Source organism: Ruegeria sp. C5, assembly GCF_056537605.1.
Genome location: NZ_JBQFRX010000010.1, coordinates 23,322 through 38,459, shown reverse-complemented (window position 1 = coordinate 38,459; position 15,138 = coordinate 23,322). Strand labels below are relative to the sequence as shown.

The following is a 15,138-nucleotide window of genomic DNA, read 5'->3' as shown; positions in this document are numbered from 1 at the left end:
TCAGGCTATTTCCTTGTTTTTGGCTGACGCGGGAACGGGGCCGCGCAGCTCTTCATAGTGATCGAATTGTAGTTTGACCCAACCGGTCCCGCGGGTAGCACTGGCAAGTGTGCGGTGCAGTTCATCCTCGGCCACGGCGGGGAGTGTCGCATTGAAGATTTCCCAGCCTGAGGCGTTGGGGTTGCCTTCAAACCCAAGAACCTGCCCCTGCAGCGAGCTGATCGTCGGGACAAGATCGCCGACGAAGGTTGAGGGCAGATGGATTTCGGCGTTCAGGATAGGTTGCAGGACGACGGGCTTCGCCTCTGGCAACGCTTCGCGCACGGCATTCTTGCCTGCAGTGCGGAAAGCATAATCCGAACTGTCCACGTTATGGTGTTTGCCGTCGCTGAGTGTCACCTTGACGTCCACAACTGGGAAGCCTTCAGGCCCCTCAACCAGTGCGTCCTTGGCCCCATGTTCAACCGAAGGAATGTAGTTCCGGGGTACGGCCCCGCCTTTGACCACTTCTTCGAACTGAAACCCCGAGCCGCGCGGCAGCGGCGCGATTGAGATCACCACATCAGCGAATTGACCTGCACCGCCGGATTGCTTGCGGTGGCGATGGCGATGATCGACCTTTGTGCGGATGGTCTCGCGATAGGCGGTTCCGGCGGCTTCGGCCTCAATCTCGATGCCAAAATCCTCGGCGAGTTTGGCGGTCACGCGGCGCATGTGCTGCGGGCCTTGTGAGCCCAGAATAGAATGACCGCTCAACTCGTCTTGCTCCAGGTGCAGGCCGGGGTCGATCTCAACCAGCCGGGTCAACGCATTCGACAGGCGCACGTCGTCTCGCTCATGCGCAGGCGATACGACCTGACGATGCGCGGCAGGATGGGATGAGGCCCATTCCGGCAACGGCGTTGCCGCCGCGCTGTCATAGATGAAGCCAGGATTAAGGTGGTCGGATTTGACAGCAAGGCCAATATGTCCGGCTTCAAGCGCGCTGATCTGGGTCTTGGCGTCCAAGGTTGTCAGATTTCCAACAGTTTCGCCACCAAGGGGTTCATGAGCTTTCACGCCGTCGCCCAGACCGCGCAATACGGTGATCTTGCCGATATGCTTCTTCACATCCGCAAAGCCAGCAATGGCACGGGCGTTTTCTTCGGCCTCATCCCGGTCAGCTGCAATGTTGAATTCCGGTGCTTCATGACGCAGCGCTTTCATCAAGCGGGTCAGACCGTTGCCATGGCTCGCGGCACCTAGGCAGGCCGGGATAAGCTGATGGTTCTGCAAGACCTGTGCGGCCAGCTCGTAGACCTCGTCGCTTGGGGGCTGTTTGTCCTCAATCAGTTGCTCCAGCAGATTGTCATCGAAATCCGATAGGGTCTCCAACAACTCGGTGCGTGCTTCCTGTTCGCGGTCTTCCGCTGATTGCGGTAGCTCGATCAGGGCCGAGGGCTGCCCCTCCTGATACTTCCAGGCGCGTTCCGAGATCAGATCGACTGCGCCGATAATGGTGTCTCCGTCCCGGATCGGCACCTGCCGCAGAGCGATGTGGTGGGTGCAATAGGTCTGCAGTGCAGCAACGATGTCGCGGATGCGACCGTTGGGGCTGTCCATGCGGTTGATGAATAAAAAACAGGGAATGCCGGCCTCTTCGACCAACCTTAGATACGGGGCACACAGAACGGCGGCATCGGGGTCAGGTGGGACAACCACAACTGCTGCGTCCGAGATCGCCATGGCTGGGCCGACATAGGCCAGCGCATCGCCGCCTCCGTCTACGTCCACCGCGCACCACGGTTCGTTTAAATAAGAAAAACCGTGCAGATGCACGGTTCCGGCAACATCGAATGTGGTGGGCCGCCCGTCGAGGCGGCTGATCGCTTCGACCAAGGTGGATTTGCCCGATTGGCTGGGGCCGAGGACGGTGAAAACGCGCATGAGTGCTGTCCCTCTTTCAGGTTGCAGTATGGCTGCACGAAAAGGGCTGTCGAACGCATGCGCGTCGGCAAGAACTGTCTGCGTTTGCCTGCCTCAGGCTGTGAAGAGGTGGGTCTCTCCACCCCTTGAGTGTGGAGAAAACCGAAGGCATGCGTCAAGCCCCCGTGCCGGTTTGTAAGGGAAGGTCGCAAAAAACGACCTGCCGAAGAGTGTTCAGATCGCGGAACTATGCCCAGCCTTACTCAGATCATACGTGTCAAAGCTGCGCGCGATCATGCGGGTCAGCGCACGTGCTTCGGGCGGTATGAACAATCCGTTTTCATCCACGCGTAGCAACCCGTCGAAGGCCGCGTTTGCCGTTGCGTACATTTGCTGCAGTTCCGCAGTTGAAATGTCATAATCGCGCAGAATCTCGGCCGAGTTGATCTGAAAATCGCACATCAATGCTTCGATCAGACGAGACCGTAGAACATCCTGATCTTTGAACAAATGCCCGCGCGACGTCGAGAACCGCCCTTCGCGTATGGCCTTCGTATGAGCCGAGGTTGCCGGTGCGTTTTGCGCATATCCTTGCGGGAAGCGTGAGATCGAGCTGGCACCCAAGCCAATCAGAATAGGAGCTTGATCGTCTGTATAGCCCTGGAAATTCCGTTTCAATCGACCAGCGCGCAGCGCATGGGTCAGCCCATCGTCCTGCGTTGCAAAGTGGTCAATCCCGATCTCGGCATAATTGTCCCATAGGAACAGTCGCCGGGCGGTTTCAAAAAGTTCCAGTCGCTGTTCCGGTGTGGGCAGGGCATCTGATGGAATCAACTGCTGGCGCTTGGCCATCCACGGCACATGCGCGTAGCCATAGAGTGCGACCCGGTCAGGGTTCAGCGACAACAGCTTTTGCACACTTTCGGTCATGCGCGCCTTGGTCTGGTGGGGCAGGCCATAAAGAATGTCCGCATTCAGGCTGGATATACCACGCGCGCGGATCATCTCGGCAGCTTCGCGGGTGGTGTCATAGCTTTGAATGCGACCGATGGTTTTCTGGATTTCGTCGTCAAAATCCTGAACGCCGATCGATGCGCGATTCATCCCGGCTTCGGCCAGTGCATCCAGCCGGGCTTCGTCGATCTCATTCGGATCGATCTCGACGGAAAACTCGGCGTCTGGGCCTAAAGGCACAATCTCAAGGATTCGCGCGGCCAGATCCCGCATCAAGTCTGCATTCAACAGCGTCGGCGTACCGCCGCCCCAGTGTAGCCGCGACAATTTAACACCCTCTGGCAGGCGTGCCGCCAGCAGGTCCAGCTCGGCCTTTAGCACGTCGACATAGGCAATGACCGGGTTATCAGTCTGGGTGCCTTGTGTCCGGCAGGCGCAAAACCAGCACAGCCGACGGCAGAAGGGTACATGGATGTAAAGCGAGATTGAACTGCCCGGAGCAATCCCGGAAATCCAGTCGCTAAACAGATCAGCCCCGACGTCATTGCTGAAGTGGGGTGCGGTGGGATAGCTTGTGTAACGCGGTACTTTCGCGTCAAAAAGTCCAAGCCGTGCCAGTTGAGGTTTCAGTGTCATAAAGATATGACTATAGCTGGAGGGCCCAGGGTACTTTGACCGAAATCAAATGGAAGCGCGAATGACACTCAAGGCCCAATTCGACCACACCAATTGCGCAGAATGCCCGATCCGGCATCGTGCGGTGTGCGCGCATTGCGAAAAGGACGAGCTGGAAGAGCTTGAGAACATCAAGTACTACCGCAGCTTTGAGGCGGGGCAGACGATCATCTGGTCCGGCGATCCGATGAATTTTGTCGGCTCGGTCGTGTCGGGAATCGCGTCTTTGACACAGACGATGGAGGATGGGCGCAGGCAAATGGTCGGCCTGCTGCTGCCCAGCGATTTCGTGGGTCGCCCCGGACGGGACAACGCGCCATACGACGTGGTTGCAACCACCGATCTGATGATGTGCTGTTTCCGCAAAAAGCCGTTCGAAGACATGATGATCACGACGCCTCACATCTCGCAGCGCCTGCTGGAAATGACGTTGGACGAACTGGATGCGGCCCGTGAATGGATGCTGGTGCTTGGACGCAAGACCGCGCGAGAAAAGATTGCAAGCCTGCTTTCGATCATCGCGCGCCGGGACGCGTCAATCCACCAAGCCGGAATGGTAGCTCCGATTGTCTTTGACCTGCCACTGACGCGCGAGGCGATGGCCGACTATCTTGGGCTGACCCTGGAAACTGTCAGCCGACAGATTTCCGCCTTGAAGAAAGATCAGGTCATTACTCTGGAAGGTAAACGCCATGTAACAATCCCCGATATGGGGCGCCTAATGGAAGAGGCGGGCGACGATACCGATGGCGGATTTCTGGTCTGATGCCTCAGCCCGCCGCCCTCGAACAATTGGGAGTCCCTTATGGAATTTAGCGGTTTACTCGCCATGCTGTTCATCGGCGCGATAGCTGGCTGGCTGTCGGGGAAAATCATGGAAGGGCGTGGGTTCGGCCTGATCGGGAATATTATAGTCGGGATTGTCGGTGCGTTTCTGGCGGGCACGATCTTTCCCGCCCTGGGCTTTGCGGTTGGCGGAGGGCTCATCTCTTCGATCTTCTTTGCCACTATCGGCGCGGTGATCCTGCTGTTCCTGATCGGCCTGATCCGCAAGACATAAAGCCGCTCCAGAGACGGGCGGCTTTTGCGTTCGTTGGCGTCGTCAGTGGGCCAGAAACACGGGGATTTCTGATTGCTCCAGCATATTGCGGGTCGCGCCACCCAAAATGGCCTCGCGAAAGCGCGAATGGCCATAGGCCCCCATAACGATCATATCGGCCTCGGTATCGGCAGCGTGGCGATTGAGGATGTCCGAGACGCGCGTCATGGTCTTGCTGAGCACGTCGATTTCGCACTTCACCCCATGTCGCGCCAGCATCTGAGATAGCAGACCGCCCGGATCCGATCGATCCGGCCCATGACGCGGTGGATCAATCACAACAATCCGTGTGAGTTCGGCCTGCTTCAAGAATGGCAACGCGCGACGGATGGCGCGCATCGCTTCGACGCTTTCGTTCCAGCCCACCATGACGGTTTTTGGGGCCGAAATCGGTTTGTTATCATCGGGCACTAACAGCACCGGCGAATGGCCTTCGAACATGGCGGCCTCGACGATGGGTTCAGCTTCTGCGTCGCGGTCTTTTCCATAAGGTCGCGGCAATACCACGAGATCCGAAAAGCGCGCGCGACGTGCGACATGTCGCCCGAGATCAGCGATCTGAGCTACCCCGTTTTCAGCGGACCAGCGCACGCCCGACTTACCCAGATAATCCTGAGCGTAGGCGAGTATCTCGTCCGCCTCGGCATTGGCGCGGCTCAGGGTCTCCTGCAGGATCAAAGCGTTTGCACCGGCATAATAATAACCGGTCTGACTGCGATCGACGCCAAGACACAACGCTTCGACATGGGCGTCCTGCCCTTCTGCCAATGCCACCATTTGTGCCAGTGCGTTCTGAGAAAGCTTGGTTTCCGTCATGACCGTAAGAAGAGATTTAAATGCCATGTCGACCTCATGTTTCCGGCGCTGTCCGTTGCCAGCGCGTGTCTGTTTCTGCAAAATACCTCTCACAGAAAACAGGGGCTTGTCTTGATGCAGATCAAAGCGTCAAAGGCGACCTCGCTGCATTACAGCATGCAGTCAAAAAGGTTTCGCGTGACACGAAGAATCGCGCGAGGCATGGCAAAGGGACGCAATATGTCAAATTACATCAAGCTGATCGTGCTTGGGCTGGTGGTGCTGTTCGCAGCCATCGGCTCTAACTACGCACGGGATTTGGCGTATCAGGTGCACGCAATTCTGGTGATGTTGATCGCCGGCGGTCTGTTCATCTGGACGCTTAGAAACACGGAAGAGCCAGATATCCTCGTCGACCGCTCTGGTGAGTATATGGATGACGTGATCCGCTACGGCGTGATCGCAACCGCATTCTGGGGGGTAGTCGGGTTCCTGGCGGGGACTTTTATTGCATTCCAGCTAGCTTTTCCGGCGCTAAACTTCGAATGGGCGCAGGGCTATCTTAATTTCGGGCGTCTGCGGCCTTTGCATACATCGGCGGTTATCTTTGCCTTTGGCGGTAACGCGTTGATCGCAACTTCGTTCTATGTCGTACAGCGCACCAGCGCTGCGCGACTTTGGGGTGGAAACCTGGCATGGTTCGTGTTCTGGGGCTATCAGCTGTTCATCGTGCTTGCGGCAACCGGTTATATACTTGGTGGAACGCAGTCGAAAGAATATGCCGAACCTGAATGGTACGTTGACCTGTGGCTGACTGTTGTCTGGGTTGCCTATCTGGCTGTTTATCTGGGCACGATCATCAAGCGGAAAGAGCCGCACATCTACGTGGCAAACTGGTTCTATCTGGCCTTTATCGTGACTGTCGCCATGCTGCACCTGGTCAACAACATGACCATCCCGGTCAGCATCTGGGGATCGAAATCGGTCATCGTCTGGTCTGGTGTTCAGGATGCCATGATCCAGTGGTGGTATGGCCACAACGCCGTGGGCTTCTTTCTGACTGCCGGTTTCCTGGGTATGATGTACTACTTCATCCCGAAACAGGCTGAGCGTCCGGTATTCAGCTACAAGCTGTCGATCATCCACTTCTGGGCGCTGATCTTCCTGTATATTTGGGCTGGTCCGCACCACCTGCACTATACTGCGCTGCCTGATTGGGCCTCGACCCTTGGCATGGTGTTCTCGGTGATCCTATGGATGCCTTCGTGGGGTGGTATGATCAACGGTCTGATGACCCTGTCGGGTGCATGGGACAAACTACGCACTGACCCAGTGATCCGGATGATGGTGATTTCGGTCGGCTTCTACGGCATGTCCACGTTCGAGGGTCCGATGATGTCGATCCGCGCTGTGAACAGCCTCAGCCACTATACCGACTGGACTATCGGTCACGTACACTCGGGCGCGCTGGGCTGGAACGGTATGATCACCTTTGGTGCTCTTTACTTCCTAGTCCCTGTTTTGTGGAAGCGTGAGCGTTTGTACTCGCTGCAGCTGGTCAGCTGGCACTTCTGGCTCGCCACCATTGGCATCGTTCTCTACGCGGCGTCGATGTGGGTCACCGGTATCATGGAAGGCCTGATGTGGCGTGAAGTGGACGCCAATGGCTTCTTGGTGAATTCGTTCGCTGACACCGTTGCCGCGAAGTTCCCGATGTATGTGGTGCGTGCGCTGGGTGGCGTGATGTTCGTCGCTGGCTCGCTGATCATGTGCTACAACCTGTGGATGACTGTACGGAAAGCGCCGGCCAAAGAGGCCAGCCTGACCGTCGCGGTCCCGGCTGAATAAGGAGGGCCGGAGCAATGGCAATTCTCGACAAACACAAGATCCTCGAGACCAACGCGACCCTCCTGCTGATCTTCAGCTTTCTGGTCGTGACCATCGGTGGCATCGTACAGATCGCGCCCCTGTTCTATCTTGAGAACACCATCGAGAAGGTGGAGGGCATGCGCCCTTACACCCCTCTCGAACTGGCGGGGCGTGAGGTTTATCTGCGCGAAGGCTGCTATGTTTGCCACAGCCAGATGATCCGCCCGATGCGTGATGAGGTTGAACGCTATGGCCACTACTCGCTGGCGGCTGAATCCATGTATGATCATCCGTTCCAATGGGGGTCCAAACGCACCGGGCCGGATATTGCCCGCGTCGGTGGCCGGTATTCGGATCAATGGCAGGTGGACCACCTGCGCGATCCACAATCGGTGGTGCCGGAATCGGTGATGCCGAAATACGGCTTCCTTGAGGATCGTAAGCTAGACGGCAAGTATATCGGTGACATCATGGCGGCAAATGCCGTGGTCGGCACCCCGTATACCGACGAGATGCTTGAACAGGCGCAGGCCGATTTTCGGGCGCAGGCCGATCCGGACAGCGATTATGATGGATTGTTGGAACGCTATGGCGACAAGGTCAATGTGCGTAACTTTGACGGTCAGCCCGAGCTGACTGAAATGGATGCGTTGGTTGCTTACCTCCAGATGCTGGGCACGCTGGTCGATTTCTCGACCTTCACCCCGGACGCAAGCCGTTAAAGGAGGGTGTGATGGAACTATACACAATTCTAAGGCAGTTCGCGGATAGCTGGATGTTGCTGCTCCTGTTCTCGTTTTTTATTGGCATCATCATCTGGGTTTTCCGCCCTGGTGCCAGCAAGGAATACAAGGACACCGCCAACATCCCGTTCCGGCACGCTGATGCCCCAGCGCCCCGTCGGGGCGACGACAAACCCGCCACATCCAAGGAGGCGCGGCAATGAGTAAGACACCTGAAAAACAGCCGGGCGATCCTAACACCACGGGTCACAGCTGGGACGGAATCGAGGAATTCGATAATCCGATGCCACGCTGGTGGCTTTGGACCTTTTACGCGACCATCATTTGGGGCGTGATCTACACGATCATGTACCCCGCATGGCCCTTGGTTCAATCGGCAACCGCCGGTGTGCTGGGTTGGTCCTCGCGCGAGCTGGTGCAGCAGGAAATGGTCGCGTTCGAAGAAGCGAATGCGCCGTGGAATGCCAAGTTGGTGGAAACGCCGCTGGAAGAAATCTCGGCCGACGCGGAGCTGCAACAATACGCAGTTAACTCTGGTGGCGCTGTGTTCCGAACCTGGTGTGCGCAGTGCCACGGATCGGGCGCGCAGGGTGCGCCGGGTTTCCCGAACCTGCTGGATGATGCCTGGCTGTGGGGCGGCTCGCTTGAGGATATCGAGTACACCATCGCCTATGGCATCCGGAACGAGGAAAGCGACGACGCGCGCTATTCCGAGATGCCGGCCTTTGGTGAGATCCTCGAAAAGGATGAGATCACTCAAGTGGTTCAATACGTCATGTCCCTGACCAACGCCCAGACCGATGACGCGGCGGCGCAGGCAGGCAAGATTGTGTTCGAAGACAACTGCGCGGCTTGCCACGGTGATGACGGCAAAGGCGACGTTTCCCAGGGTGCGCCGAATCTGACCGATGCGATCTGGCTTTACGGCGGCAGCCAAGAGGCCCTGACCGAGACGGTCACCTACAGCCGCTTTGGCGTGATGCCCCCATGGGAAAATCGCCTGACCGACGCGCAAATCCGCGCCGTGACGGCCTATGTCCACCAGTTGGGTGGCGGTCAGTAAGGGTTAAAAGAACACCTCCGGGCGGTCTCCCGCCCGAAGGTCTAGGCACCGGCTGTTCCATCTGTTCGCGCGTTTCCAGAACAGCCGGTGCCGATTTTCAAACAATAGGGCTGCAATCTCTGCCGGTCCAGATACGGCATTCAAACCAGTATCAAAGATCGTTCAGATTTACATCGCGCGGGTTTTCTCTCCACCAATGATGTTCGGGCAGCCAGCGCCGCTTGCGACGGCCCGGCTTTGGCGCATCGTAGATGTGAGGCGTATTGATGCGTGTCGCGTTCAAAAAAGATCTGGCGAATACGGTCAGCATGGTTTCCCTCCTGTGCAGAGTTGTTTCTGAGCTTTAAGATTGACCTTTCGCACGCCGAATGCGACTCAATTACCATTTCAATGTGTAAGTAGGGTTTACATATGGACTGGCTATCACTGCCGCCGTTGGCCTCTCTCAGGGCCTTTGCGGCCTTCGCTGAGAAGCGAAGTGTTGTCGAGGCCGGTGCTGCGCTCAATGTTAGCCACGCTGCAATCAGTCAGCAGCTTCGCGCGCTCGAGAAACATCTGGGCGCGGCTCTGCTGGACCGAACGGGCAAAGCGCTGACACTTACCGCGGAAGGTGAGCATCTGGCCCGTGCCCTGCAGCTTGGATTTGGTGCGATCGAGGCTGCTGTGGGTGATCTGGCTCGCTCGGCTCAGGACCGCCCGGTTCATGTGTCGCTGACGTCTTCCTTCGCTGCATCTTGGCTGATGCCGCGACTGCCGAGTTTCCGCGCGACGCATCCCGACGTAAACCTGATCCTCGATCCAACCTTTGAGGTGGTCGAGCTGCAACCGGGTGGGGTGGATGTGGCAATCCGTTATGGCGCTGGCGGTTGGCCAGGGGTGGAGTGTGAGATGTTGTTGCAGACGCCGATGGTCATCGTCGCCTCACCCACACTATTGGGTAACAAGACCGATTGGTCCCCGGCAGAACTTGCGCAGTTGCCGTGGCTTGAGGAAATTGGCACGACTGAGGGGACAAAATGGCTGACTGAGCGAGGTGTCGGACCCGAACGCGGCGCGGGGCGTACGCAGCTTCCCGGTAACCTGCTGCTGGATGGTTTGCGGTCTGGGCAAGGGGTCACCGTCACTGTGCGACAATTCGTCGAAGCGGACATCAAAGCGGGCCGCATCGTCGAACTGTTCGCCGAGCCGGATACGCGCGGGTATCATATAGTTACGCAAAAACAAGCTCTTAGGCGATCCGTGAAAATCTTCATCAACTGGCTGAGGCGCGAAACGCGAAGCCAGCAGTAATTCACGCGTCTAAAGGTGTCTGCTCGATGCGCGTTTTGACCCATGTCAAAGTCCCTTGCCTCGTGATCTGGAAGAACACACACTCAGAATAGCCAGTTGCGGAGCCAGCCTGTGAGCGATTCCAATCCCACCCCCAGTCTCTACGCCGCCAGAGAGCCGATTTTCCCGAGACGTGTGTCCGGCCCGTTTCGCAATTTGAAATGGATCATCATGGCGGTGACGCTGGGCATTTACTATGTGACGCCTTGGATCAGGTGGGATCGCGGGCCAAGCCTTCCGGATCAGGCCGTTCTTCTGGATCTGGCGAACCGCCGATTCTATTTCTTCTGGATCGAGATTTGGCCGCACGAGTTCTATTTTGTCGCTGGGCTGCTGATCATGGCAGGATTGGGTCTGTTCCTGTTCACCTCGGCGCTTGGGCGGGTCTGGTGCGGATATGCCTGCCCGCAGACGGTTTGGACGGACCTGTATATCCTTGTCGAGCGCTGGATCGAGGGCGACCGTAATGCGCGCCTGCGTCTGCACAGGCAGAAAAAGCTGGATTTCCGCAAGGCGCGGCTGCGCCTGACCAAGTGGGTCGCTTGGTTCTTCATCGGGCTCGCAACTGGTGGCGCCTGGGTTTTCTATTTTGCGGATGCACCAACGCTGGCGCGTGATCTGGTCACCGGAAACGCGCATCCAGTGGCCTATACGACGATGCTGATTCTGACCGGCACCACATTTTTCTTCGGTGGCTTTGCACGCGAACAAATCTGCATCTATGCCTGCCCATGGCCGCGCATTCAGGCCGCGATGATGGACGAGGATACCCTGGTCGTCGGATATCGCGAATGGCGGGGTGAACCACGCGGCAAAGGCAAACGTACGGCTGACAGCGAGCTGGGCGATTGCATCGATTGTATGGCTTGCGTCAATGTCTGTCCGGTAGGGATCGACATTCGAGACGGTCAGCAACTGGAATGCATTACCTGTGCGCTTTGCATCGACGCCTGCGATGACATGATGGCTAAGATAGGCAAGCCCCGTGGTCTGATCGATTATATGGCGCTGAGTGATGAGGCCCGCGAACGCGAAGGTCAGCCACCCAAAAACGTTTGGAAACACATCCTGCGTCCGCGCACGATCCTGTACACGGCGCTATGGTCACTGGTCGGATTTGCATTGCTCTTTGCGCTGTTCATTCGTTCGGATATCGATTTGACGGTTGCGCCGGTGCGGAATCCGACTTTCGTTACCCTTTCAGATGGCACGATCCGTAACACCTATGATGTACGCCTGCGCAACAAACATGGCGAGGATCGGCCATTCAAACTGACGATTGCTGGCGATCCTTCGCTGCAGATTGAAATCGAAGGTGTTGAAGGCGAGACTGTTAATGTTACCGCAGATACGGCACAATTGACCCGCGTCTATATCACCGCTCCGCAGGGTACCGCCCCTGCAGCGGCTGACAGCACCTCGGTTCGCATCTGGGTCGAAGATCTGGAAAGTGGTGAGCGGGCCTACAAGGATACCAGTTTCAACGGACGAGGAAGCTGAGAATGGCAGAACGTCAATTCACAGGCAAACACGCATTGGCGGTATTTGTCGCGGCCTTTGGCGTGATCATCACGGTGAACCTCGTCTTGGCTTATAGTGCAATCAAGACCTTTCCGGGGCTTGAGGTGAAGAACACTTATGTAGCCAGCCAGGAGTTCAATGAACGTTTGAAGGAACAGCAGGCCTTGGGTTGGAACATCAAGGCCGAGCTGACCGGAGGGCTGCTGGTGCTATACATAACCGATCAGACCGGTTCCCCTGTTGAAGTGGCAGATCTGCAGGCCGTGGTGGGGCGCGCCACCCATGTGAAGGAAGACTTCTCGCCGGACTTTACTTTTGATGGCATCGCCTATGCCGCCCCGGCTGCCCTGGGCAAAGGTAACTGGAACATTCGCCTTGTGGCGAAAGCAAAAGATGGTGCCGAGTTCGCGCAACGTGTGCCCCTGTATGTGAAAGGTTAGAGATGGTTGCGCAAGCCACTCCATCTCGGGCAGCCTGTCCCGGCTGCATCGCAGCCCCGGCGGAAGCGGCGCTGCGAATCCCAGAGGATGTGCAGATCGCGCTGTCGCTGCCGGGCATCCACTGCTCGGCCTGCATCTCTACGGTCGAGCGTGAGTTGAATGCCCATCCCGGCGTTGAAGACGCGCGGGTCAATCTCACGCTGAAACGCGCGATGATCAAGGCGGCACCGGATACGCGCGCCGCCGATCTGATCCCGGTGCTGGAGCGCGCTGGCTTTGAAGCCCACGAACTGGACCCGGGTGCGCTTTCGGCTACGCAAACCGATAAGGCCGGGCGCGATCTGCTGATGCGGCTAGCAGTGGCGGGTTTTGCTTCGATGAACGTGATGCTGTTATCGGTGTCGGTCTGGTCCGGCGCCACCGATGCGACGCGCGACATGTTCCACTGGATATCTGCGGCGATTGCGCTGCCTGCAATTGCGTTCTCGGCCCAGCCTTTCTTTTCCAACGCCTGGAGCGCGCTGCGCGTACGCCGGTTGAATATGGATGTGCCGATTGTTTTGGCGATACTGCTAGCTCTGGTCACGTCGCTTTGGGAAACTGCACTCAGCGGTGAACATGCTTATTTCGACGCGGCTTTGACCCTGACATTCTTCCTGCTAGCGGGCAGGTATTTGGACTATCGCACCCGTGCCGCGGCACGTTCGGCTGCCGAAGAACTAACCGCGCTGGAGGTCCCGCGCGCCATCCGGCTCGTGGATGGGACCGAAGCGGAAGTGGCGGTTGCGAGCCTTAACGTGGGTGATCTGATTCTGGTTCGCCCCGGAGGTCGCATGCCAGTGGATGGCGAAATCATCTCGGGCCAGTCCGAGTTGGACCGGTCGCTGCTGACCGGGGAAACCCTCCCGGTCTTTGCCGAGGCCGGGCTGAACGTCAGTGCAGGTGAGGTTAACCTGACCGGCCCTCTGACCATCCGTGCGACGGCAGTCGGGGAAGATACCTCGCTGCACCGTATGGCGGATCTGGTAGCCATCGCTGAATCGGGCCGGTCACGGTATACCTCGCTGGCAGACAAGGCGGCCAAGCTTTATGCGCCGGGGGTACATATACTCTCCGCGCTCAGCTTCTTAGGATGGTATATTTATTCGGGCGATATCCGGACGGCGCTGAATATCGCTGCGGCGGTTTTGATCATCACATGTCCCTGCGCGCTGGGCTTGGCAGTCCCGGCGGTAACCACTGCAGCATCAGGCCGATTGTTCCGCAGCGGCATGCTGATCAAACACGCGACCGCGTTAGAACGGCTGGCCGAAGTGGATACTGTGGTATTTGACAAGACCGGCACCCTAACATCTGGTGCTCCCGAGTTGACCAATCTTGGTGATCATTCGCGTACCGATTTGCAAGTGGCTCTGGCATTGGCCGAAGCGTCTTCGCACCCCTTGTCTCTTGCCCTTGCAAAGGCTGCGCGTGAGGCCGGGATCAAGCCTGCCAAGTTGCACGATGTTGTTGAGGTGGCGGGATATGGCACTGAGGGCGTTTACCGTGATCAGCAGGTCCGGCTGGGTCGAGCGGCCTGGGTCGGCGGCGAAGATGGTGAGCAGACCGCAGCCTGGCTCGCAATTGGATCGCGGACGCCATCACGCTTTACTTTTACCGAAAGTCTGCGCGCAGGCGCTGCCGAGGCGGTTGCGGCTTTCCGCACTGCTGGCAAAGACGTCATCCTGATTTCCGGCGATATGCAAGGCGCGGTTCAGGCCTTGGCGGGCAAGCTTGGCATTGAGAACTGGATCGCCCAGGCCTTGCCACAAGACAAAGCCGCCAAAGTGCGGGAGCTGAGTGATCAGGGTCGGCAGGTTCTGATGGTCGGCGATGGGCTGAACGATACGGCGGCATTGGCGGCGGCGCATGTCTCGATTTCTCCGGCCAGCGCCTTGGATGCCGCGCGGGTGGCGTCGGATATCGTGCTACTGGGCAATGATCTGTCCCCGATCGCTGAGGCTTGCGATACAGCCGTCAGGGCGACGCGTCGGATTCGCGAGAATTTCCGGATCGCCACTGTCTATAACATCATCGCGGTGCCGCTGGCCGTTGCCGGGTTGGCGACACCCCTTATTGCGGCGTTGGCGATGTCGACCTCGTCGATTACTGTTTCGCTGAACGCCTTGCGGCTGAGGTAACTCTGATGGAAGTGCTTGCCTATCTGATCCCGATTTCCCTGCTTTTGGGCGGGGTTGGCTTGGTTGCGTTTATCTACACGGTCCGCTCGAACCAGTATGAGGATCCGGAAGGCGATGCGCGCCGTATCCTAAGCGACGAATGGGATGACAAGCCCAAGCCCTGACAGAGGCGTCAACAGCCCTTGAAATTGCCGCAATGCCCGGCTATGTCCGGCCCATCCGCTAGAAGAGAGATTGTAGCCTCATGGCAACCTTAAACCCGATCCAGTTCATTCAGCAGGTCCGCGCAGAAGTCGCAAAGGTCGTCTGGCCGACCCGTCGTGAGGTTCTGTTGACCACGGTCATGGTGTTCATCATGGCGGCGCTGACGGCTGTGTTCTTTGCTCTGGTTGATCTGGGCATTCGCGGCGGTCTGCAACTGGTACTCGGCGCGTTTAGCTAAGCCGGTTTGGGCAAGCTGAAACGCGACTGCCCCCTTGCACAGCTTGCGATGTCAGAGTAGGTGACATGACTATTCGGAATGGGCGTGCGGCGAATCGGGCTGCGCGCCGCTTTTTATTCCGGG

The 15,138-nt window shown here is 57.9% G+C and carries 16 protein-coding genes; 12 read left to right on the top strand and 4 right to left on the bottom strand.

Features of this window, described 5'->3' with window-relative positions; translation table 11 throughout:
• Positions 1-1,926, bottom strand: coding sequence for an elongation factor G (locus ACR0AW_RS20595; protein ID WP_170732477.1), 1,926 nt, complete (start codon positions 1,924-1,926; stop codon positions 1-3).
• Positions 1,927-2,139: 213 nt separating this feature from the next.
• On the bottom strand, positions 2,140-3,495 hold the full coding sequence (gene hemN / locus ACR0AW_RS20590; protein WP_170406528.1) for an oxygen-independent coproporphyrinogen III oxidase: 1,356 nt from the start codon (positions 3,493-3,495) through the stop codon (positions 2,140-2,142).
• 61 nt (positions 3,496-3,556) lie between these two features.
• On the opposite strand from hemN, the gene fnrL reads away from it, so the two are divergent.
• Positions 3,557-4,300, top strand: a complete 744-nt coding sequence (gene fnrL, locus ACR0AW_RS20585; RefSeq protein ID WP_170406526.1) for a transcriptional regulator FnrL — start codon at positions 3,557-3,559, stop codon at positions 4,298-4,300.
• A 39-nt stretch (positions 4,301-4,339) separates the two neighbouring features.
• Positions 4,340-4,594, top strand: coding sequence for a GlsB/YeaQ/YmgE family stress response membrane protein (locus ACR0AW_RS20580; RefSeq protein WP_170398637.1), 255 nt, complete (start codon positions 4,340-4,342; stop codon positions 4,592-4,594).
• A 42-nt stretch (positions 4,595-4,636) separates the two neighbouring features.
• Here ACR0AW_RS20580 and ACR0AW_RS20575 read toward each other — a convergent pair whose 3' ends face one another.
• On the bottom strand, positions 4,637-5,476 hold the full coding sequence (locus ACR0AW_RS20575; RefSeq protein WP_170398633.1) for a universal stress protein: 840 nt from the start codon (positions 5,474-5,476) through the stop codon (positions 4,637-4,639).
• Positions 5,477-5,668: 192 nt separating this feature from the next.
• Between ACR0AW_RS20575 and ccoN the strand changes: the two genes are divergently transcribed.
• From ccoN to ccoP, 4 genes are read left to right on the top strand one after another with little or no spacing between them, the layout of a single operon-like run.
• Complete coding sequence (ccoN, locus tag ACR0AW_RS20570) at positions 5,669-7,276, top strand: cytochrome-c oxidase, cbb3-type subunit I (protein WP_170398630.1); 1,608 nt, start codon at positions 5,669-5,671, stop codon at positions 7,274-7,276.
• A gap of 14 nt (positions 7,277-7,290) precedes the next feature.
• Positions 7,291-8,019: a cytochrome-c oxidase, cbb3-type subunit II gene (gene ccoO / locus ACR0AW_RS20565; protein WP_170398627.1), complete on the top strand. Its 729-nt coding sequence runs from the start codon at positions 7,291-7,293 to the stop codon at positions 8,017-8,019.
• An 11-nt stretch (positions 8,020-8,030) separates the two neighbouring features.
• On the top strand, positions 8,031-8,243 hold the full coding sequence (locus ACR0AW_RS20560) for a cbb3-type cytochrome c oxidase subunit 3 (RefSeq protein ID WP_170398624.1): 213 nt from the start codon (positions 8,031-8,033) through the stop codon (positions 8,241-8,243).
• Positions 8,240-9,103, top strand: coding sequence for a cytochrome-c oxidase, cbb3-type subunit III (gene ccoP, locus ACR0AW_RS20555; RefSeq protein WP_170732475.1), 864 nt, complete (start codon positions 8,240-8,242; stop codon positions 9,101-9,103). Before ACR0AW_RS20560 ends, ccoP begins: the two co-directional genes overlap by 4 nt.
• A 151-nt stretch (positions 9,104-9,254) precedes the next feature.
• On the opposite strand, the gene ACR0AW_RS20550 is transcribed toward ccoP, so the two are convergent.
• Entirely contained in the window at positions 9,255-9,413 is a 159-nt protein-coding gene (locus ACR0AW_RS20550; RefSeq protein ID WP_170398617.1) for a hypothetical protein, read from the bottom strand.
• Between the two features lie 101 nt (positions 9,414-9,514).
• Here ACR0AW_RS20550 and ACR0AW_RS20545 point away from each other — a divergent pair, with 101 nt between their 5' ends.
• The 6 genes from ACR0AW_RS20545 to secE all read left to right on the top strand — a co-directional run bounded on the left by ACR0AW_RS20545 (position 9,515) and on the right by secE (position 15,015).
• Positions 9,515-10,393, top strand: coding sequence for a LysR family transcriptional regulator (locus ACR0AW_RS20545; RefSeq protein ID WP_170732473.1), 879 nt, complete (start codon positions 9,515-9,517; stop codon positions 10,391-10,393).
• 111 nt (positions 10,394-10,504) lie between these two features.
• Positions 10,505-11,932 carry a cytochrome c oxidase accessory protein CcoG gene (ccoG, locus tag ACR0AW_RS20540; protein ID WP_170398610.1) on the top strand — a complete coding sequence of 476 codons (1,428 nt, stop codon included), beginning with the start codon at positions 10,505-10,507 and terminating at the stop codon, positions 11,930-11,932.
• A 2-nt stretch (positions 11,933-11,934) separates the two neighbouring features.
• Positions 11,935-12,393: a FixH family protein gene (locus ACR0AW_RS20535; RefSeq protein WP_170732471.1), complete on the top strand. Its 459-nt coding sequence runs from the start codon at positions 11,935-11,937 to the stop codon at positions 12,391-12,393.
• A gap of 2 nt (positions 12,394-12,395) precedes the next feature.
• Positions 12,396-14,573 carry a heavy metal translocating P-type ATPase gene (locus ACR0AW_RS20530; protein WP_170732470.1) on the top strand — a complete coding sequence of 726 codons (2,178 nt, stop codon included), beginning with the start codon at positions 12,396-12,398 and terminating at the stop codon, positions 14,571-14,573.
• A 5-nt stretch (positions 14,574-14,578) separates the two neighbouring features.
• The gene (gene ccoS / locus ACR0AW_RS20525) at positions 14,579-14,737 is read left to right on the top strand and encodes a cbb3-type cytochrome oxidase assembly protein CcoS (protein WP_074737762.1); all 159 of its coding nucleotides are present in this window, start codon (positions 14,579-14,581) and stop codon (positions 14,735-14,737) included.
• A gap of 80 nt (positions 14,738-14,817) precedes the next feature.
• Positions 14,818-15,015, top strand: coding sequence for a preprotein translocase subunit SecE (secE, locus tag ACR0AW_RS20520; protein WP_170398600.1), 198 nt, complete (start codon positions 14,818-14,820; stop codon positions 15,013-15,015).
• Positions 15,016-15,138: the final 123 nt, after the last annotated feature.